We start from the raw sequence: 24,966 nt of genomic DNA, 5'->3' as shown, positions 1-24,966 counted from the left end.
CGTATCGTGCAATTTGTGGACTATTACAGAAAAGGTTGAATGAACGAAAATTGGGAACCAGACCGTACGACTTTCATAAACTTCACTCAGAGACTGAATTTGAAGATCTGGTTGCGCTAGTCGCTCGCAAACTGATTGGTCACGTCATTGAGTTCAAACAGGGTCCAGATGAAGGACGTGATGCACGGTTTGTGGGTAAAGCTTTGGACTGGCCAAATGAAATCGGCCTACAGGGAAAGTTTGTTCTCCAAGCGAAACACACACGCAGCGACACGGCCATTTGCAGCGCAAGTGATTTTAGAACGCTTGTTCGAGGAGAGTATCCAAAAATCCAAAAGCTCGTAGGAGATGGTGATTGTGAATACTACTTGTTTTTCACCTCTTGGCAGCTTCCAGCTTCCGTGGATCGAGAGTTAATCCGAGAAATCGAGACGGAGCTTGGGGTCAAGAAAGCAGATATCCTCGCCTACGAAACGCTCGAGCGAATTGTCGATGAGCATCCAGAAATTCAAAATTGGGTTTACGAACATACTGAAGCCTCACGGGCAAGAAGCACGCAACGTTGGGGAAGGCTCGTTGCACTCCTTCGCGAACAAGATGCGCTAACGCGAAACGTCGTAGGATTTATGAACGACGCCTTCATCGGTGCAAACCAAGCAGCGAATGACCTAGTTTCCCCGCAATTCAGGGTGTTTGAAGGCTCCGAGCAAACTGGTGAAGCGATCGACTTCAATGGTCTGGTCGAACGACTAGGCAGAACACAAACGCCCATAGTGGTTGAGGGCCCTGTTGGTGCCGGAAAAAGCACCGCTGCCAAAATGCTTGTCCAAGCCCGAATACCGGACGGAGATCAGATTGTAGACAACTACGATCAAAGCAACCAATGGCTTCCGTTATTTATCACTGGCAAAACTGTTCAGCAAAGCTGGGACAACTTCATTAACCTGTTGGACCGCGCAACCAACGAAACGGATCACAGGAACTGGTGCGTAATCATTGATGGTTTAGATGAGATTGATAGTGCTGTTCTCAGATTGCGTTTGACCGACTATGCCTTTTCTAACCTTCACCCAAAGAAAGCAGAGCTTGGCTTCGTGTTCTTCACGCGACCAGGCGTCGTCGATGTACCAGTAAGTCAGCCTGCTACCATCCTTCAAATCGAAGGTTTTGATCGAACGAGGCAACTTCAAACCGCTCAATTGTTTTCGGAAGGGGAGCAACAGGCAGAGGACTTGCTAGCATCTCTTGAGAAGTCGCTGGCCAATGAGATGCTTGAACGGCCTCTGTTCCTTGCCTTGGCGTTCTATCTGGTGACGGAAGGGTATGGTGACTTCAATTCAAGATATGTGCTCTTAGACTTCTTCGTTGATGACGTTGTGAAGAGAGCTTCGGCCAAGGCTGGCTATGCAGAGATAGATCTGTTGCGTGAGCTTTCAGAGCTAGCGCTCGGCACAGATCAATCTGTGCGCCTAATACCGTTGAGGGGAGCAGATGCTGTCAATGCTGCGAACGAGAGACAGCAGGCTTTGACCGCTTCCGGTTTAATAAAGCGGTTCAAGTCTTCAAATCAGTTCACTCATGAAATCTTCGCAAGCTTCTTCAAGGCAAAGCACTTGGCAGAGAAGTTTCAACCCGGTCGAAGAGTTTGGGAAGAAATCGATCCTTTCCACTGGGGGTGGGAGACCATCTCGTTACTTTGTGAGTGCTGGGATGCTCGCGATGAAAAGTTAGCTGAGTGCCTTAAATCGCTATCGCGCCTCTCCGGTGAAGGATTTGAACGAGCGATGGAATTGGCAAGCACTTGTCACAACATAGACGATCAAACCTGCTACGATTTTGTGGCTCAGATATTTGGCGACTATAGCGAAAGCGGTGTCGTTCCAGTAGCGGAACCAACGCTTTCAAAATTAGCAGCACGTTCAGAGCGAGCGCGGCAATACCTAATTTATATGGCTAGGGGAGTAGAGGGCGCGGTTTTCGAAGGTCGAGTATTGTCTGCCCGCTGCATTAGGTACTTCGACAGAGATCAGTCGCTCAATCTTCTGAGTGAGATTGCTGCAGACGAACACTCCTATTGGAATGATCGCCTCTCGGCTGCCAAAGAACTCAACGAGTTGGGTGCAATCGCTGAAGCACTAGAGGCATTTCGTCTGATTTCATTCGAAGCTGATGAATTTCAGGGACGCTTCGAAGGGGCGGTTTTCGCTCTGGAATTGACTGGCACAGAGGATGACAAATCTCGGCTAAAGGACGTAATCGCCGAATACAAAGCCGGGGAAGATGCCTACGACGATACACTTGGCAGAGCGGTAAAACTTGGGTTTGGAGAGTTCGCAATTCCTTTGATCCGAACACCGATAGAAAAGGGTCTGTCGGACGGTTGGAAAAAATCGCATACCGGTTGGCTGGACCTCGGTTCGGCGCTGTGGAGCTGTGAAACGCTTGCTTCGATTGAATTGGCAGAAGAAGCGTTGAGGTACTATCTCCAAATGTTCGATCTGGAGGAGGTGGGATCTCGCACTATGGCGGACATCTTGTCTTCTATGGAGACGGCTGGCTTCAAAAAAGAAGTGGAAGACTTACTTAAATCGCCTGAAAACCTGACAAAGCTCAGGCAAAAGCCGGACTGGTTCACCATTGATTTTTTGAAGGTGCATAACCTTTCCGAACACTCGGTCGAAGACACCTTGAGCTCGCTAAAAGCGAGCATTTCTGATCGTCATGAACTGCACGCTTGTTTAGGTTATACAGATCGTTTGATCGCCGACGGACGGCGCGACGACGTCTTGCAAATACTACGATCAATTTCGGCCCAAAAGCTTCTGCCGACGCACTACGAAATTCAAGCGCGTTGCGGCGAAAGGAAGCTAGCCAGGGAAAGCCTGCTCAAGGGCTTTCGGACATGGACCGCTGATGACAAAATGTGGTCTGCGAGAGTGCTCGAACGTATCGGTTTTGCTGATGACGCGATCCAAATTCTACTGTCGCTGTCTAAAAGCTCTGACCTTCTTTTGGGCGATAGATTGGGCGCAGCTATAGAGGCGTATGAGATAGATGGGCGGCACTTGGCGGTGGTCGAAGGCTGCTTGGATCAATCGCGGGAAGATGACTTACTCCGCGCTCAACTGACCGAAAAACTGGTGAGGCATGGCGGTGGAGCAGCAGAACTTGCATGGCGACTGATCTCGGACAAGTTCTCTGACGAAAATTTAAGCGACGAATGCCGATTTGAGTTCGCTAGAGTTCTCCAACACACTCCCGTGCCGATTGGTTTTGAAGAAGAAGAGGAAGAACTCAACGATGAGATCATCGGCCTACTAGCCCACGTTTCCGACCCTTGGCTTTTCGCGCAGTGTGCATCCAGGTTCAGTTCCACATATGGCAGTGGGTATCAAAATTCTATCATTGTGGATCGGCTGAGAAAAAATCCCGATCTTTGGAGTGCAGACCTGCTCCGTGGTGTGGACTACATCGAAGAGATCACCCTGCCACTAGAAGAAGAGATCACTAACTTTTCGTCGTCCAATCGCTGCGATTGGCCGACCGCTATCCATGCGCTGCAGAAACTGTCAAAAGCCAACCCTGGCGGAGTTGCCGAAACGAAGTTGCGGCAGCTTGTCTTTGACACTGATGTGCCATTGCAATGGCGACTGGCTTCCATGGGCGTTGAATGGAACCAAAGCCGAAACAACGATGTTGAGTTGTTTCGGCGAGCTTCTTCGCCACTGGAAGATCGGAAGGCTAGCGCCGAAAAAAACAATCTTATCATGGGTTTCAGCAATGATACCACGTTGACGGTTGAATGCAGACTTGCGCTTATCAAGAACGTCGAGGACGAGGAACGCCGTGAGTTGCTGTTTGGTCTAGCAGGCGAAACCACAGAATGCTCTGACATAACTAGGATCGAATTAGCGCGGGACTTGGCAAGATCTTCATTAGAAGAGGATGCAAACCAGATCGTAGATTTGTTGCTCGCGTCTGAGACGCTCGGTTTCTGGGAGGCTGAGAAGCTACTTGAGCTCTGCGATGAGCTTGGCCGGGAAGATGCTGTGCAACACATATGTACGAGTGTGTCAGGCACCCCTGAAATCATTCTAGAGTGGCTTGAAGAGACATCTTCTATTCAAGCGCTTGCAGTCAGGATCGCGGACGTGCTTTGCAAGGATGAAGCGCTTAGAGTTTTGATGGTGCTTGCCAAAAAAAACCAATTTGCGAGGTGGGAACACCATTCCATACCGGTAGCCTTCGCTGCCATCGGTGCATCACACCGGCTTCCTCGCCGAGTGACCGAGGTCGAAAAAAGCTTCCTGCGGCCAGACGGCGTGGACTGGGGCGGGCTCTATGATGCAGATCTTCGCATTATTGAAGGTGACGTAAGCACTGTCTCATCGCTCATCGAAGTCTTAAACGCGGAAATAGCGCCAACTAGCGCCAAGACAATCGCGCTAAGATCACTTCACAAGGTGCCCTCCAATCTTTTTGATGACGAGGCTTTCGAGGAGGCACTACAGGGACTGCTAGAGACAACTGCGTTGAATGAACCGTCAGTTAGCGAGCTGTTTGGGCTGGGCGATCTCTTGATCAGAATAAACAGGCTAGCCGACGTGGAGAACGTTCTAAAACCATTATTTGCGGCGGAACTAAAGCGTCATGAGGTCATAGAATTTTCTAAGCTATTGGATCGCTTGGGTATGAAGAAGCAATCGCGCTGTCAGTTGGAAAAGATGCACAGATTTGACCGTTTCCTACGTTCCGAAGATTTCCTCTATGTCCAGAAAGAAATTGGTTTAGACGCGGCTACCGAAAAGCTCACAGATTTTCTGAATAGCGAAGAGAATGACGTCTTCGACAAAATAGATGTTACGACGGATATCGCTGCTTCCATTGGGGTGAAATCCGCTTTCAGCTATGTCGATGAAATCCAAGAAGACAAAAGTTTGGCGTCTTCAGAACTGATACGCTTGGCGGAATACTCCTACGAAATGGGTTGCCTAGAAGTTGCGCGATCATTGTTCGGCAAAGCAAGGGATGCCAAAGAACCAGACCACTATTGGTTGGCCGACTATGCGAATAGATATCTCGGACGGGAAGCCCAGGCAGCCGAAATTCTGGAGGCAAACTTGAGCGAGTTCGATCAGACCTATTTCGATCAAGTTGGACGACTTCTTGCAGATCTTAGGCTCAGTGAACCGCTCGAGAGGCTGAACTCTATGTATGAGAGTGCCAAGACCTCGAATGACTAGCCTGACTATCGGAACTCCAGCCTGAATTTTCTAATGAGTGCCAGTTAGTGCCAAATAGGTCATTGCAACTCGTTGCAACGCACCAAATCGCATCGTGAGCTGTGCTGGAAGCTTTGTAAGTGGTCGGCATCAGACTTTGCAACTCGTTGCAACGAGACAAGGATGCTGTGAGCAATGTGATCAACTATCAAAAACTCTCACCGACTTGATCTCGTGCAGGCAAATCAAACCAGTGTGACTTGCCCGCACAACGTTCTTTCGCAAATGCCTCTGCAACCAGTTGCAATCACAAAAATTGTTGGGTGGCTAGTGCGGCGGTGTTTCGATTGTTAGCCCAGCGCGAGAGTTCCACGATATCAAGTCCACCTGTCCATATCGCGTCAAAGATCGCTTCGGCATCCGTCAGCATTTCGTGACCTGCCAGCGACTGTCTAATTTTCTGACCCACTACGAACTCAGATGAAACTTGCCCCATTTTCCAATCGCTGGACTTAGCATTGTCACGCAATCTGCAAAGTTTGTCCCAATTGCGTGCAGATAGACCAACGAACCAATCTCCTCTGATTTCCGAGAATGTAAACTCATAACCTAGGTACTCGAATGAGCCGAACAGTCCGGTAGCTTTTCGGTGCAGGTGAAGCGGGCCCAGATTGGGTTGCTCAAAGAATTGTGTCACGGCCTCGTCTACCCTTTCGGCAATCGCTGGGGTGCGTGACAGTATTATCAGATCGTCTCCATATAGGAGAATGCAGCCGTCCTCCGGACTGGGCTGAGGAAGATCCTGCAACAGAAACGCTAGCGCGACATTCGAACAAGGGGATCCTGCCAATAGACCTTCTGGCCCGCTGTCTCCTCCTGCATCATTGATATCCCTCCAAACGGAAGGATCAGCGATATGTTTCCTTTCACGTACCAGGTCATGACGGAAACTAAGATTGTTTAGCTTTAATGTGTTTTCATATATTCTCCTTGGAAGCGGTAGTTTTGTTATTGCTTTGGGATTGACGCTGCCAAAGCAGTCCCGAACATCGAAAATTCTATAGTATGAGAACCCAGAGCGGAGGCATGATAGAAGTCTGCTGACCAAAGCGTTGCGTCCAGTTCCGTCTGCGAGGCGATCAGCACGTTTGACGTTGTAGACAAAGCAAGGAACGTTCATTTGCGCCCGGATCACGTCTGCATTCATTGAGTGAGCCGCCTTCATGTAGCCAGTTCGCGAGAGGCCAATAAGCTACCATCTTTCCCGAGTGCGTGTCCTCGTTCGAGGAGGCCGACCAATATTCCAGTGTCGAAATCGACGTGGTGGCAAGGTGTCAAGAACGGGCGGTTTCCGCCATCTCAAAAACTTGGCCCGCGCACAACGGTCTGGAAGGTGGAAGACGTGCGCGCACTGTTTGACGACGACGCAAGTGAGTAAGCGTGCCAACCCGATGGCGGTAAAGTCGGTACTGACCTACGACGTTTCGGAGGCTGCTAAAGCGCTCGGAAAATCTTCCGCAACAATCCGCAATTGGGTGAAGGATGGCTTGCCTGTAATGTCCTCCAAGAAACCGTTGTTAATTTCTGGCTTGGCGTTGCGTGAATATCTGCGGGCCAAATATCGCGACCAAAAATCGCCTCTCGCCTCTGATGAATTGTACTGCCCATCGTGTAGAAAAGGTCGCAGACCTGTTGCGATGGCGGTTGAGGTCTGCTCAAATTCACCAAAAACGACCCGCTTGCTTGGAACTTGCAGCCATTGCGACGCCTATGCGAGTCGCATCATTTCCAAGAGCAAAGCCGATGCATTCGCCCAAACCTTTCTTGTCAAAGAAGGCGGGCAGAGCGAGACCTAATAGACACCGCACCCCTTCACTTAAACTTACACTTGCAAAGGAGCGCCAACCCATGCGCAAAATCAATGAAGAAAACGAGCGGATCAAGCGACGCTATCTGCAATACCTCAAGACCGCCAAACGCAAAGACGCCAGCACGGTTTTGAAATCCGCCGAAGGCATTCTGCGGTTTGAGGCGAGTATTGGTTACGCCAGTTTCAAGCGTTTCCGCATCGACCAAGCGGCAAAGTTTCAAGAGCGCTTGAATGATGAGGTAAGCAAGATGACAGGCAGGCCGCTGTCCAAGTCCACGATCCGGAGTATATTGGCGGCGAACAAAGGCTTCATCCTTTGGCTGGCTGATCAAAGTGGATATAAGAGTCGCATCCGCCATTCCGATGCAGATTACTTCAACATGGATGCCAAGGGCGCGCGGGTGGCCAGCGCAATCCGTGACACGCCTTATCCTTCCATGGAAATGGCGCGCCACGCGTTTTCCTACATGCCAGAGGCCACAGAGATCGAGTGCCGAAACAAAGCATCGTTTGCATTCCTGATGCTGACGGGAGCACGTGATGGGGCGGTGGCGTCACTGCGGCTCAAGCATATCAACTTGTTTGACGGCTGCGTGTATCAAGACGCGCGCGAAGTGAAGACAAAAGCGTCCAAGACAATTGTCACCTATTTCCTACCGGTCGATCCCGAGTACCTGGCTTGTTTCAAAGCATGGGTGAAGCATCTAAAGGAAGTTTCTTTGTTTGGACCCGATGATCCGCTGTTCCCGCCTGCTAAGGTCAAGCCGGTCGATGGGGTATTTCAAGTGGTCGGGTTGGAGCGTGAAATCTACAAGACCGCCAACGCGATCCGGGCTGCCATCAAAGAAGCGTTCCTGCGCGCCGATTTGCCGTCATTCACGCCGCACGCCTTTCGAAAAACATTAGTCAAGTGGGCAGACACGGCTTACCCGACACGCGAAGCGTTCAAGGCATTTTCGCAGAATATCGGCCATACAAGCGTGATCACGACAGTAAGTGCGTATTATCCTGTGTCTATAGAACGCCAAGCGGAATTGATCCGGCTGAAAAAGTAGTTCTTCGCGGCAAGGAGGGCGGATATTGTTGAAAAGCTCCGGTTTTCGCGAAAATGAGTAAAAAACTTGCCCATAGAAGGCCTCTCCGAATATTCGTCTAGGGCGTTCGGCCCAAGATTAGCGTTGGCCATGTCCGTGGCTCTTGGAGACTCCACTGAGCACTCGATTTCAATTTCGCCGTCGCAATGGACGCCGGCACAAAAAAATAGCTGTCAGATTTTCGAGGTTTTCAACAATATGGGTGGATTCTTTGCGCGAGTTGCTTGCCCTGGGAGCGGACCCAGTTGACGCCTAAAGTAGCTGATTTGGCCGTTCAGATCATGCGGTGGCCTCCGTTTGGACGATTTTGGGACTTAGCTTGGTGAGCTTTCTGAGGTTCTGTGCGATTGCTGCGAGAAGGAACTCATCCTTGGCACCGTTTGGTCCGCGCAATCGCAACCTGGTCAGGTTCAGGATACGCTTCAGATGCGCGAAGAGCATCTCAACTTTCTTCCTTTTGTCACGGCTGACCTTGTAGGCTTTCGTCTTTCGTCTTTCGGCTGGAGCGTGCGAAGTCCCGGGCGTCCTCGTGCTCTTCCCGGCTGATCGATCTGCAGATCGCGTTGGGACAGCACTTCTCTTTCGATGGGCACCTCTGACAATCGGATTTGAGTGCGCGGTACTTTCGTGTGCCACGGATGTTTTTGCCGCGATTGGGGTCTGAGTAGTTCCGGCAGAACTGCTTCAATGCGAAGCCTTCGGGGCAGATGTATTGATCGTTGGCCTCGTCATATTCAAACTCAAAACGGGTCCATGCGCCGTCTTTGCGGTTAAATGTCGTTTCCGTGCCATTCCACGCCTCCCTCCCAAGATCAATGCAGTGGCACAGTTTTATGGGTCTAGGACTGGTATAATGCGTCGAAAATTCCTAAATGCTGAATGGATACATACAACCAAACAGGCCCAGATCGTCCTCAGTACCTGGCTCAGACAGCACAACCGCGTCCGGCAACATCAGGCCCTAAGACCGCGTCCGCACGTGCCAGAAACATTGCTCAAAAGTAGCGCATGAAATTGGGGAGGAATCACGTATACATGTACCCTAGAATGAAAGCAGGCCAAGCAATTCGTGTATTTGACTTAGAGTTGGTCATCAGCAGTTATCGGAATTCGCTTAGACTTCGACTTTTAGGGCAAACACTTGACACGCATAAATATCTTACCATCAATGGTTCTTACGAACCCGCGCACGTCAAATGTGCTTCCTGCGCCAACATTGGGTCGGATAAACAACTCTTCACTGTGTTCTCTAACATCTTTCACATCGAAGCCACTATTCAGAATATTTTTTTCGTAGACTCTGACAAACGCAATCAATCCGATAGAATTAGGGTAAGATCGCTCAAGTGATTGAATGATTTCAGCTGGCAATGATCGACCATATTCTTTAGCTGAGACGCCAATTCGTCGTCTCAATTCTCTTGAGATGCGGATGCTAATTGGAAGAACTTGATCAGTTGTCGAATCGGCCATATATTCCTTCAATTTTCCAAACTATGATTGAGATTTGGATGCTAAACATGCCTCGGGTTCAAATCAACAAAGGAAATCCGTTTGATCCTCCCCCAGAAAAGCGGTCCTCCGCAATGCTTAGGAAAACGGAGGATACACCTGGCAAACAAGCGATCCAAGCCCGAGGAGATTGTTACTAAGTTACGTCAGGTTGAGGTTCTGACGGGGCAGAGGATGCCGCATCTAGATGCGATCCGACGATAGCCGTAACGATCATATTGTCGGGTCAGTTCCATCATGTCGAAGATCAAACGGTCTTCATAGGGACGACCGACAGGTACCTAACGCTGCGTGGATCGGTGTTGTGTCCGAAAGCGGCAAGCGCGGCGTTCCGAGATATTCAGCTCAACACGAACACGATCAATGCAAGTACGGCGACGTGAAGGGCTTAGAAGAGCTTCGCGTTCAGGCCGGTAAACCATCCACTGGATGGTTTCCTTAACGGCCTTCATCCTTTGCGCCTCCGCTAGGACAAGCTTGTCAAGTGTCAAATCAGAAATGGCCTTGCGCAATCGTTCATTCTCTCTTTGTAGGCGCTTCATTTCTTTCGGCCTATCTGTGCTTGTTCCACCGTGCTTCTTCTTACAGCGGTAGAACGTCTGTTCAGTCACGCCAATCCTAAACATAGCGGTAGACCAACTCAGTTGGGGAGGCTCAGCACCGGTTTTGCTCGAGGCTCCAACTCTTGATTAGTAGGAAGTGTCATGAGTTGCGGGCCAACCTCAATTCGCCGGCTTTGAGGGGGTCAGATCACAGGAAATTTCGAAAACCAGTTGTAATTTAACATTTACTTAAAAGTTTAAGATCACAGTTAAGGAAGGCGTTTCTGAAAACGGTGCTGGATTGTGGCAAAAAACAAATTGGCAGGCAATTCTGAATTGAAAGCGGCTAGGACAGCCGGAGTATGGCTATTGGCATCTGTTTTAGTCTTTAGCATTTTTGTCAATATTCTGATGCTGACTGGTCCCTTGTTTATGTTGCAAGTATACGATCGAGTTCTTGGATCGCGTTCGGAAGAAACATTGGTCGCTCTTTTTGTCCTCGTCGCGCTTCTTTATGGGTTGATGGGAACGTTGGACTTCGCGCGAGGTCGAGTTCTAGCTCGATTTGGTGCCCGTTTTCAATCACATTTAGATAGCCGAGTGTTTGAAGCTGTCCTCTCAAAAGCGCTGACGGCCGAAGTGCGAAAATCTCAATCAAGTGGGCTCCGCGATCTTGAGTTAATTCAATCATTCTTTACTTCACCTCTAATACTTGCGCTTTTCGACCTGCCTTGGACCATAATGTTCATTGCTGCAATCTTTGTACTTCACTCTTGGCTCGGTTGGATGGCGATTTTTGGTGCATCCACTCTAGTTGTCATCACGATTTTGAACAATTTCCTTACGAAGCGGAAAACGCTTGAGGCTCAATCGGCAGCTCGTCAGGCTGATGGTTTTGCAGAACAGATACGGCACTCTGCGGAAATTATTCGGGCTCAAGGAATGGGTGCTGCAGTGTTAGCTCGTTGGCATCTTATGCGCGATTCTGCCCTTGAACACACAATTGGATCAAATGACTGGATTGGCTTTTTTTCGTCGCTGACAAAGACATTTCGATTATTTCTCCAATCTACAATGTTGGCCCTCGGCGCGTATCTTGTGCTAAATGGTGAAATGACAGGTGGAGCAATGATTGCCGGTTCCATTTTGTTAGGTCGAGCACTGGCGCCAATTGAACAGTCAATTGGACAATGGCCTAACGCTCAGCGCGCCCTGGGTGCATGGGCATCATTGGAGCAACTGCTGGAGTCTACCCCTCCCAGTCCGGCTAAGCATGCGCTCCCGAAGCCAATTGCGAACGTCGTTTTCAAAGGCGTGAATGTCGTAATGCCTGGTGCAAAATCGTCCGTACTAAACTCGATTAGCTTCTCGGTGGCAGCCGGTGAAGTGCTCGGTGTTATTGGGAAAAGTGGTTCTGGAAAGTCCACGTTGGCTAAAACGATATTGGGATTAACTCGAGTAATTTCTGGAGAAGTTCGATTTGGGGGAGCTACTCTTGATCAATATGGCCTGGCTGAATTGGGGACGTACATTGGATATCTACCACAACGCGTCGACCTTTTTTCTGGAACAGTCGCGGAGAACATTAGCCGAATGATGACAGTACCTAATGATCTAAAAGTAGTAGAGGCGGCAAAGAGGGCAAATGCGCATGAAATGATCCTGTCATTGCCGGAAGGGTATGAGACAGTTGTGCACACTGATGACGATCGACTGTCTGGAGGACAAAAACAACGTATTGCTTTAGCTCGAGCGTTTTTTGGCGATCCCATATTGCTTGTTCTTGATGAGCCGAATTCAGCATTGGACAACGAAGGCTCCGTTGCCCTCAACATCGCGATTAAGGAATTCAAGGCCTCTAATCGATCCGTTATTATCCTAACACATAGGCCGGCGGCAATATCTGAATGTGATCGTTTGATCGTAGTCGAAGAAGGGCGCATCAAAGCAGATGGTCCTCGCGACGAAGTCATTAAATCCGTTGTGAAGAACGTGCACCGAATACAGCGCAGCATTGCTAGAGCATCGCGACTATGAATTCGCCCCCAAATTTCAACCGGAAGTGGAAAGCGACAATTCCATTACTCATAGGATATGTTGCATTGTTCGTATTGGTGGCTGTCATTGGAGTTTGGAGCCTATCAGCGAGAATAGCTGGAGCAATCGTGGCACCGGGTATGATCCAAGTTGAATCGAATCGCCAAGTTTTACAACATCCAATAGGTGGAGTTGTGGGTGAATTGCTAGTCCAGGAAGGAGATATTGTATCAGCGGGCGATGTTGTTCTTCGCTTTGAAGATACACATTTGCAGTCGGAGTTGGCGATTATTGAGGGGCAGCTATTCGAGCTTTTGGCGCGTAAAACACGCCTGAAAGCTGAACGCGATGGATTGGAGACTCTTTCTCAACCGGATTCGGTGCTCTCTGCCGTCAGTAACAAGGCGGAAGTAAAAGAGCTGCTTGATGGTCAACGTCGTCTATTTGAAGTCCGGACGGATACCCTTCGTCAAAGCTCAGAGTTGATTTCGGAACAGATTTCGCAAGTAAAAAACCAAATTGTTGGCACAAATGCTCAACTTGAATCATTGACAGCACAAAAATTGCTGATTGAGACAGAACTATCTGATGCACAAAGCCTTTTTAAAAAGGGTTTGACCCCAGCGAACCGTGTATCGGCTCTCCAACGAGAACAGGTTCGCCTCATAGGCGAAATTGGCAGCTTAACAGCCGCGTTGGCGCAGCTCCGCGGCCAAATTGCTTCGCTGAATATTAAGCAGCTGTCTCTAAAGACTCGCCTTCGTGAAGAAGCTATTACAACTCTCCGTGACCAGCAGTTTCAAGAGGTAGAGCTGGTACAACGTCGTCTTAGCGCGCTTGATACGCTATCTCGTACCGAACTACGCGCCCCGGTCAGTGGCGTTATTTATGACTCCCGTGTTTTTGCGCTACAATCTGTGGTTTTGCCCGCTGATCCAGTAATGTACATTGTTCCCCAAGATCAGCCCTTGGTGGTCACAGCGCGAGTAGATCCGGTCGATGTCGATCAAGTGCGGGTTGGTCAAGCAGCTTCATTTCGTTTTTCGGCATTTGACCAACGACTAATACCAGAAATATTTGGTGACATTGTCAAACTCTCAGCCGATGTATTTGTCGATGAAGCAACTGGAAGATCGTTCTATCAGGCAGAGATGGCCATATCAGAAGGTGAGATGAAAAAACTGGGTGATCAGAAGCTATTGCCTGGTATGCCAGTCGAAGCATTCATCAAGACTGGAGAGCGTTCGCCTATGAGTTATCTCGTCAAACCGCTTCTAGTGTATTTTAATCGAGCATTTCGCGAAAGTTAGCAAATTTCGCATCAAACCAATGTACATTCCTTCCAGCTGAAATACGTCGCTTTACAGATCCCTGCCTTGCTGCAGATCTCAGCAAATGGCGTCCACGAGCTTGGGTGTTTCATCGTCTTCGCGCCTTTTTCAGCCAAATGGAAGTATTGCAAAAAACTCTAACCAAGAGTGGCAGAAAAATCAGGTTTCAGAGCATTTGCGCGGGCATCCGGATGCTGGTTTTGGTAGATCGGCGTCATGATTGCGACGGCTGATCTTCCTGATGACATTGATGCGCTCAGGGCCATGATTGCGACCCAGAGCGAGCAGAATGCGCGTTTGGAAACACTGGTCGCGGCGCTCATGCAGGCTTTCTTCGGGCGCAAATCCGAGAAGGCCGACAGGATCAATTCGAGCTGGCGCTGGAAGATATCGAGGCTGGGATTGTGCAGGTCGAGGCCAACGGCGAAGCCAATCCGTTGGTCACGCCGACACAGACCTCGAAGCCCCGCAAGGTCAACCGGGGATCGCTGCCGAAACACCTGCCGCGCATAGAGGAGGTGATCGCGCCAGAGCGAACGATCTGTGACTATGGCTGCGAGCGCCATGTCATTGGTGAAGACATCAGTGAACGGTTGGATATCATTCCGGCGCAGTTCCGGGTGAGTGTCACCCATCGGCTCAAATATGCCTGCCAGTCCAGCGAGGGCGGGATTGTTCAGGCCCCGGCCCGGCGCATCTGATCCCCGGCGGCATGCCAACCGAGGCGACGGTGGCGCATGTGATTGTCAGCAAATACGCCGACCAACTGCCGCTCTACCGTCAGGCGCAAATTTAAAGCGCCAGGGCATCGATCTGGACCGTTTGACACTCGCTGCCTGGGTCGGCCGGGCAGCGTTTGAACCGACCCCGGTCTATGACGCGCTGCTGGCCAACTTGAAGCGATCTTCCAAGCTCTTCATGGATGAAACCACCGCACCGGTTCAGGACCCGGGATGAAAAAAGACCAAGACGGGATACTTTTGGGCTTTGGCCCGTGATGACCGACCATGGGGCGGAGACGATCCACTAGGCGTGGCCTTCACCTATGCACCGGGACGGTCCAGGCAATATGCAGATCAGATTCTGAAAGGCTTCAGTGGCACCCTGCAAGTCGATGGTTATGCTGGCGACAACCGGTTGCTCAAACGGCCCGCGCAGGATATCAAACTAGCCTATTGCTGGGCACATGCCCGGCGCAAACTGCACGAGGTGTCCCAGGCCGGAACCACGCCGATTGCCGACGAGGGGCCCAGACAGATCGCTGCCCTCTACCGGATCGAAAAAGAGTTGCGCGGCCAGAGCCCCGAGATACGCCGGACCGCCCGGCAGGAACGATCAAAACCGATCATCGATGAATTTGAAATCTGGCTCACCACCAATCGCGCCCGCGTCTCCGCCACATCCCCACTCGGCGAAGCCCTCAAATACATTGCAAAATACTGGGACAGGCTCTGTCGGTTCCTCGATAGTGGGCGAATTGAGATGGATTCCAATGCTGTGGAACGGACAGTCCGCCCGATTGCACTCAACCGCAAAAACGCCCTCTTCGCAGGCCACGATGCCGGAGCGCAAAACTGGGCCGTCATCGCCTCGCTGATCGAAACCTGCAAGCTCAACGCCATCGATCCCCATGTCTGGCTGTCGAGCACGCTCACCGCCATCATCAATGGCAATAAACAATCCCAGATCGATGAACTACTACCCTTGAACTACGCCCAGCCAGTGTGATCGGCGCACCGCTTACGTAACTGTCGACAAATTTTCAATCATTTTCATGCATAAGATAGATTCTTAACTCTGCATTAACGGGTCTTTTGCAGACTAATATGAAATTATCAATGGACTCGAGATGATTGTGCAAGTTGAAACCAATCCGATCAATAAAAAGACTGTCAAATACGTAATCAATGATCTTCGCAGGTTTGCGAGGATAAATGGATTGGTGAATGCTGACATGGAATTGGACCATCTCGCTTACATCATTGAGCTTGAACTCACAGCCCGTTCTTTACTGTTTCCTGATGTTGAAACAGTAGATGAATGAAGTCAGAAGTTGTAGTGTTGAGTGGTTAAAATAATCAACTTAACTCAACGCCGTTCGCGCGACGCTCAGGGCGCTGCGGGAACTTGACATCTCGCGGTGCAGGACGTGCAGGATTGTTAGTGTTGACCCAAAAACAGTTCGGTGTAACCGCCCTGCGAATAACTCAGAAATCAGAGCAGAGATGAAGGCCGCCGCAAAGTCGCACTGTCGGTTTGTCGATCCGAAGATCTGTGTAGGCTGGAGCGCAAAGGAAAGCCAACAGTAATGCCGTCACCGAAGCTTTCAACTCAAAGCTAAGGGTCGAAAGTCTGAACATACATCGGCTCATAAGCATCGAAGCTGCCTGCAAAAAGATGGCGGCTTGGCGTAGAACTGACAGCAGAGCATAGGTTGTCGGCTCGAATTTGTCTTAGCTAAATAAGTTCAACCTATGTATTGGGTGTTTCTTAATTATGTGAGCGATAATTTGCTTGTGAAGTACACTGTTTACAATCTGTTAATCAAAGTTCTCGATTAGTGAACTGTGAAACTTATTTTTGGGAGGGAGCCGGTATGGATCAAGATTTGCTAGGCAGAATTCACATAGCCGCTGAGGATGCCAGGGCAAAAGGCTTTGAAAAAACTGCCGAGGCGCTAAGATTCGTGATAACTCAATATTTGTCCAGCGCAGCGTTTGAAGACGAAGAAGACACCCCCAAATGTAAGTTTTTGGATCGAGCGATTTTACGCTAGATTATTATACTTTTGTTAACAATTAGGCTGCAGAATTTTTTCACAGATCAATTTAAAGTTGTCTGGGGAGGCACATGCAGGAACATAATTGGTTGTTGTCGGTTATCGCGGATCTAAATGCCTATGCGGAAGATCAGAATATTGTTGGGTTGGTCGAAGGCCTTCAACTTGTCATTTATGAATACGCTAAAGAGGCTGAATTGAGTGCCTCCGAAAAAGAAGCTTTGATGAGGCACTTAACGGGCCCGAATCAAGTATATGCAATCACCTGAGCTCTCAGATCACCTGCATTTTCGATATGTTCTCGTACCTTCGCTCGTGCTACGAGTAAGCGCCCGGTTGAAAAAGATGGGTGCTTTTTTGATTAGTGCGGTAATTTCATGGATCCAGCAGATAGGAACAGGCGGACCTCCAGACGACCTGACAGTTGCTCCTTTCATCTTCTTGGGGCGGATCCTCCCCTAGTGAAGTAGTCCTCCGCTATGTTACCGGTATCTGCAGCGTGGCGAAGCTGGCCTGAAGGATCAATCACCGAGGCCAAAGCACGTCTGGAACCGTGTGCCTGACGAGGTGAAGCGCAAGCTTGCCGACTTCGCCTTGCAGGAGACAGGACTGCCAGGCCCGGAAACCTTCGTCCTGATGGACCAGGGGCCAGTCATAGACCAAAAATCAAAATGGACCACTCAAATGAGGCGGCTCACTCACGGCTCATTATCTCAGATAACTGTGATCGTCCCATGCCGCCGAACCGCCTCCGCCAACAGTAATAAGTTGCGTCAATTAGTCCGACACTGCGACAGGCAAAGCCAACATCGCTACCACCAGTCAGCTTCGCTTCGATCTCAAGCAGCAGTTACCAAATCTTCGTCTGAATGCCGTTTCCGTGCCATTCCACGGCCTCCCCCTCTCAAGACCAATGTGGTGCCACAGTTTTATGGGGCTAGGTCAAGCGGACCCGATGGTTCGAACCGGGATCTGTCTTGCCAAGATTGTTCAATGCATCTTCAGCATCTTCAAACCTGCTAAACAACCCATCGATTTTGAGATTGTCGAACAGTTTCCGGTCGAACTCGACCAATGGCCCACTGATGAGGATTTTAGTTTCCGGCCTGATAAGCTGAACTGTCTTCACTATCCTTTGCAACGTATTCGTCGAACTGATTGAACCTATCGACAAGGCAAGAATAGATGCCGTCGAATTGTCAATTTCAACCATCAACTTCGAGTAATTCGACTTTGTTTTTAGATCGATATCCCACCCCATTGAACGCAGGGTGTCCGCCGCAAATTTCGCACCAATCGTATGACTGTCACCCGGGATACTTGCCAAGATGGCCTGCTTGGTATTCTGCGTAATTTTAGAAGGTTCGGGCGACTGAACTCCTTCCAAAAACCCTTCAATTCTGAGCATTGCGAGCTGAACAGATAAATATGACACCTCGTTCTCATCCCAAAGAAATCCGAATTGCCGCGCGGCTTGCAGCAAAACACGAAGGTATAAGTCTCGTTTGCTCATCCCATCAGACATCAACTGAAGCAGCGTTATTTCACCAAAATGCGGAGTTCCACAAAGCAATTGATCACATAGCTCGTCGAATTCACGTTTGGTGAAAAGGGTCGATTGTGACCCATTTGAGTATTCAAACTCTTGCAAAGAACCTCAACAATATCATCAGACAGCTTAGCCAATGGCAACATCACTATTACCCATAAAAAACATTTGCCTTTAAAAATCAATACGGACGGGTCGGAAATGAACACTTTGCTTGACCTGCCCGCCGAGGCTCCCTCATCCTTAACGAGAGTCTGCGGGTCTGGATTTTGTATTCCTCGGTTTCGTTTTGAGCAAGCGCGCCGAGCACTTGTGTGGGTGTTTGATTTCCCAATGATGAGTGCGGCCTGATATTGTTGTAGTTGACCTGCTCCCCTGAAAAGTCCTCGAATTTTTGCTAGCCTGTTCTCCAACTAAGGAGACAGACGATGACGAGAAGCCGTTTCAGTGAAGAACAGATCATTGGCATTCTGAAGGAGCACCAGGCTGGTCTCGGCGCGAAAGAACTGTGCCGCAAGCATGGAGTCAGCGATGCGACCTTCCATAAGTGGCTATCCAAGTAGGGCGGCATGGAGGTGTCTGACGCCCGTCGGCTGAAGACGCTGGAAAGCGAGAACGCCAAGCTGAAGAAAATGTTGGCCGAGCAGATGATGGATGTTGCAACGCTGAAAGAGATGCTCGGAAAAAACTTCTGAGCCCAATTCGAGGAGGAATGCCGTGGATTGGGCAATGAAGACCAAGGGTTACAATCAGAGACGCGCCTGTGCGCTCGCCGGAATCAATCCGCGTGTGTATCGGCGCAGGTCGAAGCGTCCGGCGGATACCAAACTGCGGGCGAGGATGAAGGAACTGGCCTCAGAGCGCCGTCGGTTCGGGTATCGGCGGCTGGATATGCTGCTGAAGCGAGAGGGATGGGAGGTCAATTGGAAGAAGTTGTGTCGGCTCTACCGCAAATAAGGGTTAACCGTTCGTAAACGGGGCGGGCGCAAGCGCGCAGTGGGCACCAGAACATCCATAGCAATCCCGCAGGGACTTAACCAGAGATGGTAACTCGACTTCGTGTCGGACGCGCTGGAAGACGGGCGTCGGTTCCGGGCGTTGAACGTCATTGACGACTTCAGCCGGGAATGCATGGCCGCCGTCGTGGACACCTCCATCGGTGGGGCACGCGTCGCCCGTGAACTGGATCGCATCCGGGCTTTCTCGATCCTAAGCTCTGCCGATTTCCCATCACGCTGTCATTGCACTTTTGCCATCTCGTTATGTCCCAATGGAGTTTATTGTTGCGGTTACCGGGCGACTTCAGGCACCAGATCGACGCCTTTATTCGAGCACTGCGATCATCGTCGCTATCATGAGCGCCCGCAAAACATCACACTTGCAGATGTCTTCTTTGGACGATGCCAAACCAGTCTGAAACGACGAGAAAAGATCAAACGCAAGACCATCGGAACCCGTCGCTCGCTTGATCGCAAATCTGCCGTATAATCGATCAAACCAGAAGAGCCAGATACTCTCTTGGATCAGGCCCCTCTTAAGCCCAAATCCCTGACGATGGACACTATTGACGGTTGAACTCAGAGAACTTAGCGACTCTTCAGGCAGGTCTCAGGTCTACATGCTCTCTTTCTTGCCCAGGTAACCGCTCAAGCAAAGCCGCCTTTTCGGCTTCACTCAACCCAGCCTCCAATGCATATTCGTGGAGAATATGTCGAAGCCCGTCGGTCATTCCAGAGATTTTTTTATCTTCAGCATACGCGTTCAGTTCACGAACTACCGATACCAACCAATGATGTTCCTTCATCTGTCTCCCCAGACAACTCTAATTCTTATCAAGGAAATCAGTGCACCCCGAGAGTTAACATATTACTAAAATTGCACTAGGTCCCTGAAGCGTCAAAAGTGCTTAGCGCGATCCGAGACTCTGATAGCTGTGACGTCTCTTCAGTGAGAAACTCGTAATTTACACTTCTGACCGCTTGGGCTGTTTTTCCGAAGCCCATCGCCGCCGTGAACCGCCGCCACCCCTGACAATCACGACCCCGGACGCGCTGAAGCTCGCTTGCGAGCCTGAAGCGAACTGCGACCGGTATGACAGCTTAAGGAGATCACAGAATGGAACGCACGCAAGTCCTGGATGCAATGGGCCAGCTCAAACTCTACGGGATGCGAACAGCATACGACGAGATTATCACGACAGCCGTCAAACGCCAACATGAGCCGCAACAGATCATCGGTGACCTACTCCATGCTGAGATCACGGAGAAGCAGGCCCGCTCGGTCAAATATCAAATGACCATCGCCAAGTTAAGGGGTCACGTTTGGATGCCGATTGACACTTTGCGAGCCAAAAGCCTTGAAGTTTAAGTTTATCGAAGAACACCGATCTGCATTTTCCATTGAACTGATGTGTCGGGTCATGGCTGTCAGTCCGCGGGGATTGCGGGCGTACCGCAGCCGACCTGCCAGCCGCAGACAGCGGTCTGATTTGGTCACGCTGGCACATATCAAAGAACAGTCACGTCTCAGCTTGGGAAGCTATGGTCGGCCACGGATGACGGAAGAGCTGAAGGAGATCGGCTTGGATGTCGGGCACCGTCGTGTAGGCCGGTTGATGCGTCAAAACGGTATATCGGTCGTACAGACCCACAAACACAAGGTCACGACGGATAGCGACCACGAGTTCAACATCGCGCCGAACTTGCTGGATCGGGACTTCGCGGCTGAACAACCCAACCAGAAATGGGCAGGCGATATCAGCTATGTATGGACGCGCGAAGGCTGGTTGTATCTGGCCGTGATCCTGGATCTGCACTCCCAGCGCGTTATCGGTTGGGCAGTTAGCAATCGAATGAAACGCGATCTTGCGATCAGGGCACTGAACATGGCTATCGCGCCCAGATCTCCGCCTAAAGGCTGCATCCAACACACAGATCGCGGGTCGCAATATTGCTCTCACGATTATCAGAAAACCCCGCGCCAACATAGGTTTAAGGTGTCGATGTCTGGCAAAGGCGATTGCTATGATAATGCAGCAGTCGAGACCTTCTTCAAAACCATCAAGGCTGAGCTGATCTGGCGGCAGTCATGGGAAACGCGGCGGCAGGTTGAATTGGCGATCTTCGAATACATCAACGGGTTCTACAATCCGCGACGCCGACACTCACCACTCGGCTGGAAAAGCCCGGTCGCTTTCGACCGAAAGGTGGCTTAAACGAGCACTTGGAGCGGAACCAAAGCGCGACAAGTCCACCAATGGTTAAGAAATTGAGGGTATCGAAGCCGCCAAACGACTGAATCTCGATACAGGAGCTGCCAAATGTCAATTTCTAGATTAATTTTTTTGAGCATGGGATCGTTGGTCGCGCTCATCATTTTGGTCGGTGGCTTCGCATCATTTGAGACAAGGGGGCTGGCCAAAACATTCACTGAATATCGCGCGGTGGCCAGCGGCGGCATCATGGCGGGCAAAATGATGGAAGACCTCGATTTTGCTCGAACGGCTGCGCTCCATTATCGATTTGACCAGAATGAAGAGCATGTGGCCGTGGTGTCGGACAACCTGGCCAAAATTACGGCGATTGAAAAAGAGATGTTCGAGTTGCTGGATGGCTTTCCTGAACAGGAGGGTCTTGAAGATATCCCCCCGTTGCTAGCCGAATACGAAGCTTCGATGTTGCGGGCAGTGACGCTTCAGAATGAAAGTGCCGCATTGGTCGAGAATATCGCCGCCACTGGTTTTAAGGCCCGAGAGCAGTTATCTGAAATTATGGAATCCGCGCTACTCGACCATGATCCTCAGGCAAGTTCGGTCGCTGGCCTGGCTATGCGAGATCTACTGTTGGGTAGGTTGCATCTAGAGCATTTTTTGGTGACAAATGATCCTGCGGATACAGCGCGGTCGCACGAGAAGATTGAAATTGCCCGCGACGACATGTCTAGGTTGCTCGATGAGTTGCAAAACGCGCGCCGACGAGAGTTGGCCGAAGCCACGCTCGCCGACATTGAGCATTTTGACAAAGCTCTTGAGGAAGTGACCAAAGTCATACTTGCTCGAAACGAACAATACAGCAAGATGGACGAACTTGGCCCCGCGGCTCTGTTGTTGATTCACAATGCGGTAGAAGCGATATCGCTGCACCAAAAGGAACTCGGTGATACGGGTTTGAAAATTGCGAAACAGTCGTTTTTTATCGTGATTGCAATGGTTGTCGTCGGTGTGGTTGTTGGGGGGGTACTCGCCATTTTCAGCTCACGAAGTATCTCCACGCGCCTCTTTGAAATTACCAAAGGCATGACGGAGCTGGCCAGTGGTAACCTTGATGTCGAGATTGAGAAGAGTGAGGACAAACATGAGATTGGCATGATGACCAATGCCATGGCCGTGTTCCTGGAGAACGCCCGCAAAGCGCGCGATTTGAACATGGAAGTCAAAGAGAAAGAAAAGGCCGAGCGCGCGCGCGAGGAAGCCGAGCGCACGCGTGAAGCCGAGCTAGAGAAAGAGAAACGCGCAGCGGAAGAGCGGGAGCGCGAAGCGGAACGTGCGCGGATGCAGACACTACAGAATTTCCAGAACGACATGGAGCGTGTGCTGGGCGAGGCCGCCGCAGGCAACTTCTCCAACCGCATGTCAAAGGATCTTGATGATCAGGCGCTTGTCGGGCTGGCGGAGGTGATCAACCAGTTGCTGGAGCAAACCGAAACCAACATTGATGACATCGTCAGAAGCATCGGTGAGTTGTCACAAGGTAACCTCGGCATTCGGATCGATGGGGGCCGCAAGGGCGCATTCCTCAGGATGAAGGATGACTTCAATACAGCTCTGTCGGCGCTTTCGGCTATGATGGCAGGAATAATGGAAAGCGGCCAGAGTGTGTCGTCAACATCGTCTCATTTGGAGACATCGTCTGATACGATGGCGAAACGAGGCGAGGAGAACGCCGCCGCGGTTGAGGAAACTTCAGCGGCGGTTGAGCAGATCGCCGCCAGTGTTCGCCAGGTTGTCGTCAATGCGAAATCGGCTAATGAGGCGACCCTTAAAGTGCGAGAAAGCGCTGATAGAACCCGCAAAGTTTCTGATGAAACTGAAGCGTCGATCAATGCGATGACTGAAGCCTCGGAACAAATCAATCGCGTGGTTAAAGTCATTGAAGACATTGCGTTCCAAATCAACCTACTGGCTTTGAATGCAGGTGTTGAAGCCGCGCGCGCGGGAGAAGCTGGCCGCGGATTCTCGGTTGTGGCATCCGAAGTTCGGGCTTTGGCTCAGCGTTCTCAGGAAGCTGTGCAGGAAATTAGCGAGGTGATTGATCAGAATAATCACAGCGTCGAAGTGGGCGTCGAACAGGTCGCCTTATCACGCAAGGCTATCGAGGGCATCATTTCAGAAGTAGAAGTGGCGTCGGAACAAATTTCCGAAATTGCGTTGGCGGTCGAGCAACAGTCCGTAGGGATTGAAGAGATCAATGCAGCAATCGGATCTATCGATAAAACCGCACAAACGAATGCTGCAACTTTGGAAGAGATGATGGCCGCCAGTGTCACTATGAGTACTGAAGCCACGACGCTGGCGAAAGCTCTGGAACAGTTTCACGGTGTTAGTCTTTCGACTGCCACTGGAGAAAAGATCAACGCTATTTCATCGGAAAGCCGGTTGGCTGAGAGGGCTACGAAACCGCAAAAGGTTGCAGCAGTCGCCGGCTGTCAACCAATGATAGATGACAGTTGGGAAGAATTCTGATCCAGAAACTGAAAGCCGTGCCAAGCCAATTGCTCCATGAATCTGCTATGTAATCGATCTAGGTCTTATCCTCCCGGTGACCCAGCCTCCTGAAATCAGGCCACTGAGTTGTTAGTAATCCGTCCCAAGATAGGAAGGACTATGAAACGCAGCTTTAGTGACGAACAGATCATTGGGATGATCAAAGAGTATGAGGCTGGTGTGAAAGCCCAAGAGCTGTGTCACAAGTATGGCATTAGTGACGCTGAGCCTCCCCCTTTGAAGTGGTCTGCCCCTATATTTAGGAAAGTGGAGGACGAGAGATGGCCATTAAGAGACCCAAGCCAGAAGAGATTGTCGTGAAGTTACGGCAGGTTGAAGTTTTGTTGGGGCAAGGCATGCCCCGAATTGATGCGATCAGGCAGATAGGCGTGACTGAACAAACTTATTATCGCTGGAGTGCAGGCGGATAGGAAAAGCGTCCAGTGGACGGTTTTCCCGCCAAACTAGTACGGCGGAATGGGCACAGAACAACTCAAGGAACTGAAGCGGCTGCAGAAAGAGAACGAGCGACTTCGACGGGCAGTTTCTGATCTGACATTGGACAAGCTAATCTTGAAGGAAGCCGCATCGGGAAACTTTTGAGCCCCTCACTTAGGCGGGCCTGCATCAATCAAGTGCGTCGTCAGTTCAAGGTTTCTGAGCGGCGGGTTTGCCGCGTTCTGGGCCAGCACCGTTCCACGCAACGTCGATTGCCAAGAGGGCGTGCTGACGAAGAGCGCTTGGTCGCGGACATGATCGAACTAGCCCGCTAATTCGGTCGATATGGCTATCGTCGGGTTGCTGCTTTGTTGAGAGAGGCTGGCTGGCAAACCAACGACAGGCGCAGGGGATCCCGCAAGCGGGCTTTGGGCACGCGCAGGCCCATTCTCGTGCCAGATCGGGCCAATCAGCGTTGGTCATTGGACTTCGCGTCTGATGCTTTTGCAGAAGCTAAAAAAGATCATTGAAACACGGAGGATCGACTACAACACGGAACGACCACGTACATCGCTTGGCGGGCTGGCTCCGACCGTCTTCGCCAATCTCAACCGCGCCGCCCGGCAGGTCTTGACCGCAACCCTATCAACAGAAAGAAACGAGAATGGATTCTACACCTGAACGGCCCGATCAAGGGGCCGGGGTCATGGCCGATCAGTTGGCGGATGGCCGGTCGTTCCGAACGTTGAACGTGCTGGATGACTTCAATCGGGAGGGATTGGCCATTGAGGTCGACTTCTCACTGCCGTCAGAGCGCGTTGTCCGAACTCT

At 50.6% G+C, this 24,966-nt stretch carries 15 protein-coding genes and 9 pseudogenes; 16 read left to right on the top strand and 8 right to left on the bottom strand.

Annotated features, from left to right (window positions below; genetic code table 11):
* The first annotated feature begins 50 nt into the window (after nucleotides 1-50).
* The gene (locus tag ACOTTU_RS10155) at nucleotides 51-5,243 is read left to right on the top strand and encodes an NACHT domain-containing protein (RefSeq protein WP_425657793.1); all 5,193 of its coding nucleotides are present in this window, start codon (nucleotides 51-53) and stop codon (nucleotides 5,241-5,243) included.
* A 286-nt stretch (nucleotides 5,244-5,529) separates the two neighbouring features.
* On the opposite strand, the gene ACOTTU_RS10150 is transcribed toward ACOTTU_RS10155, so the two are convergent.
* A complete protein-coding gene (locus tag ACOTTU_RS10150) occupies nucleotides 5,530-6,429 on the bottom strand; it encodes a hypothetical protein (RefSeq protein WP_425657792.1) in 900 nt (299 codons plus the stop codon).
* Nucleotides 6,430-6,652: 223 nt separating this feature from the next.
* Here ACOTTU_RS10150 and ACOTTU_RS10145 point away from each other — a divergent pair, with 223 nt between their 5' ends.
* Together ACOTTU_RS10145 and ACOTTU_RS10140 are read left to right on the top strand one after the other, a co-directional pair.
* Entirely contained in the window at nucleotides 6,653-7,078 is a 426-nt protein-coding gene (locus ACOTTU_RS10145; RefSeq protein ID WP_425657790.1) for a helix-turn-helix domain-containing protein, read from the top strand.
* A gap of 52 nt (nucleotides 7,079-7,130) precedes the next feature.
* Complete coding sequence (locus ACOTTU_RS10140) at nucleotides 7,131-8,147, top strand: site-specific integrase (RefSeq protein WP_425657788.1); 1,017 nt, start codon at nucleotides 7,131-7,133, stop codon at nucleotides 8,145-8,147.
* A 318-nt stretch (nucleotides 8,148-8,465) separates the two neighbouring features.
* Here the strand turns inward: ACOTTU_RS10140 and ACOTTU_RS10135 are convergent.
* A pseudogene (locus tag ACOTTU_RS10135) lies at nucleotides 8,466-8,955 on the bottom strand (transposase); the annotation flags it as partial.
* 51 nt (nucleotides 8,956-9,006) lie between these two features.
* Here ACOTTU_RS10135 and ACOTTU_RS10130 point away from each other — a divergent pair.
* Nucleotides 9,007-9,198: an integrase core domain-containing protein gene (locus ACOTTU_RS10130; protein ID WP_425658341.1), complete on the top strand. Its 192-nt coding sequence runs from the start codon at nucleotides 9,007-9,009 to the stop codon at nucleotides 9,196-9,198.
* A 116-nt stretch (nucleotides 9,199-9,314) separates the two neighbouring features.
* Here the strand turns inward: ACOTTU_RS10130 and ACOTTU_RS10125 are convergent, their stop codons facing one another.
* Complete coding sequence (locus ACOTTU_RS10125) at nucleotides 9,315-9,659, bottom strand: hypothetical protein (RefSeq protein ID WP_425657787.1); 345 nt, start codon at nucleotides 9,657-9,659, stop codon at nucleotides 9,315-9,317.
* A gap of 224 nt (nucleotides 9,660-9,883) precedes the next feature.
* Nucleotides 9,884-10,327, bottom strand: a pseudogene (locus ACOTTU_RS10120) (hypothetical protein); the annotation flags it as partial.
* 216 nt (nucleotides 10,328-10,543) lie between these two features.
* Between ACOTTU_RS10120 and ACOTTU_RS10115 the strand changes: the two are divergent.
* The 5 genes and pseudogenes from ACOTTU_RS10115 to ACOTTU_RS10095 all read left to right on the top strand — a co-directional run bounded on the left by ACOTTU_RS10115 (nucleotide 10,544) and on the right by ACOTTU_RS10095 (nucleotide 16,656).
* Nucleotides 10,544-12,277, top strand: coding sequence for a type I secretion system permease/ATPase (locus ACOTTU_RS10115; protein ID WP_425657785.1), 1,734 nt, complete (start codon nucleotides 10,544-10,546; stop codon nucleotides 12,275-12,277).
* Nucleotides 12,274-13,587: an HlyD family type I secretion periplasmic adaptor subunit gene (locus ACOTTU_RS10110; protein WP_425657784.1), complete on the top strand. Its 1,314-nt coding sequence runs from the start codon at nucleotides 12,274-12,276 to the stop codon at nucleotides 13,585-13,587. Before ACOTTU_RS10115 ends, ACOTTU_RS10110 begins: the two co-directional genes overlap by 4 nt.
* Before the next feature lie 237 nt (nucleotides 13,588-13,824).
* Nucleotides 13,825-15,336: pseudogene (tnpC, locus tag ACOTTU_RS10105) on the top strand (IS66 family transposase).
* An 868-nt stretch (nucleotides 15,337-16,204) separates the two neighbouring features.
* The gene (locus tag ACOTTU_RS10100; protein WP_425657782.1) at nucleotides 16,205-16,384 is read left to right on the top strand and encodes a hypothetical protein; all 180 of its coding nucleotides are present in this window, start codon (nucleotides 16,205-16,207) and stop codon (nucleotides 16,382-16,384) included.
* 74 nt (nucleotides 16,385-16,458) lie between these two features.
* Nucleotides 16,459-16,656, top strand: a complete 198-nt coding sequence (locus ACOTTU_RS10095; protein WP_425657780.1) for a hypothetical protein — start codon at nucleotides 16,459-16,461, stop codon at nucleotides 16,654-16,656.
* 425 nt (nucleotides 16,657-17,081) lie between these two features.
* Here ACOTTU_RS10095 and ACOTTU_RS10090 read toward each other — a convergent pair whose 3' ends face one another.
* The 3 genes and pseudogenes from ACOTTU_RS10090 to ACOTTU_RS10080 form a co-directional block, all read right to left on the bottom strand.
* Nucleotides 17,082-17,213, bottom strand: a complete 132-nt coding sequence (locus ACOTTU_RS10090) for a transposase (RefSeq protein ID WP_425658339.1) — start codon at nucleotides 17,211-17,213, stop codon at nucleotides 17,082-17,084.
* A gap of 111 nt (nucleotides 17,214-17,324) precedes the next feature.
* Nucleotides 17,325-18,038, bottom strand: a complete 714-nt coding sequence (locus tag ACOTTU_RS10085; protein ID WP_425657778.1) for a cobalamin B12-binding domain-containing protein — start codon at nucleotides 18,036-18,038, stop codon at nucleotides 17,325-17,327.
* 142 nt (nucleotides 18,039-18,180) lie between these two features.
* Nucleotides 18,181-18,300: pseudogene (locus ACOTTU_RS10080) on the bottom strand (IS3 family transposase); the annotation flags it as partial.
* Nucleotides 18,301-18,364: 64 nt separating this feature from the next.
* On the opposite strand from ACOTTU_RS10080, the pseudogene ACOTTU_RS10075 reads away from it, so the two are divergent.
* Nucleotides 18,365-19,130, top strand: a pseudogene (locus tag ACOTTU_RS10075) (IS3 family transposase); the annotation flags it as partial.
* A 403-nt stretch (nucleotides 19,131-19,533) separates the two neighbouring features.
* On the opposite strand, the gene ACOTTU_RS10070 reads toward ACOTTU_RS10075, so the two are convergent.
* Nucleotides 19,534-19,740 carry a hypothetical protein gene (locus ACOTTU_RS10070; protein WP_425657776.1) on the bottom strand — a complete coding sequence of 69 codons (207 nt, stop codon included), beginning with the start codon at nucleotides 19,738-19,740 and terminating at the stop codon, nucleotides 19,534-19,536.
* Between the two features lie 311 nt (nucleotides 19,741-20,051).
* On the opposite strand from ACOTTU_RS10070, the pseudogene ACOTTU_RS10065 reads away from it, so the two are divergent.
* The 6 genes and pseudogenes from ACOTTU_RS10065 to ACOTTU_RS10040 all read left to right on the top strand — a co-directional run.
* Nucleotides 20,052-20,246, top strand: a pseudogene (locus tag ACOTTU_RS10065) (ATP-binding protein); the annotation flags it as partial.
* Between the two features lie 28 nt (nucleotides 20,247-20,274).
* Nucleotides 20,275-21,150 (top strand): annotated as a pseudogene (locus ACOTTU_RS10060) (IS3 family transposase); the annotation flags it as partial.
* Nucleotides 21,151-21,255: 105 nt separating this feature from the next.
* Nucleotides 21,256-23,676, top strand: coding sequence for a methyl-accepting chemotaxis protein (locus ACOTTU_RS10055; RefSeq protein ID WP_425657774.1), 2,421 nt, complete (start codon nucleotides 21,256-21,258; stop codon nucleotides 23,674-23,676).
* Between the two features lie 141 nt (nucleotides 23,677-23,817).
* Nucleotides 23,818-24,018, top strand: coding sequence for a transposase (locus ACOTTU_RS10050; RefSeq protein WP_425657772.1), 201 nt, complete (start codon nucleotides 23,818-23,820; stop codon nucleotides 24,016-24,018).
* A pseudogene (locus ACOTTU_RS10045) lies at nucleotides 23,979-24,543 on the top strand (IS3 family transposase); the annotation flags it as partial. The gene ACOTTU_RS10050 and the pseudogene ACOTTU_RS10045, both read left to right, overlap by 40 nt.
* Nucleotides 24,544-24,841: 298 nt before the next feature.
* Nucleotides 24,842-24,966 (top strand): annotated as a pseudogene (locus ACOTTU_RS10040) (IS3 family transposase); the annotation flags it as partial.

It is taken from the genome of Roseobacter sp. EG26 (assembly GCF_049830555.1).
Classification (GTDB): Bacteria; Pseudomonadota; Alphaproteobacteria; order Rhodobacterales; family Rhodobacteraceae; genus Roseobacter.
The sequence above is the reverse complement of the archived record's forward strand: the minus strand, read 5'-3'. Positions and strand labels throughout refer to the sequence as shown.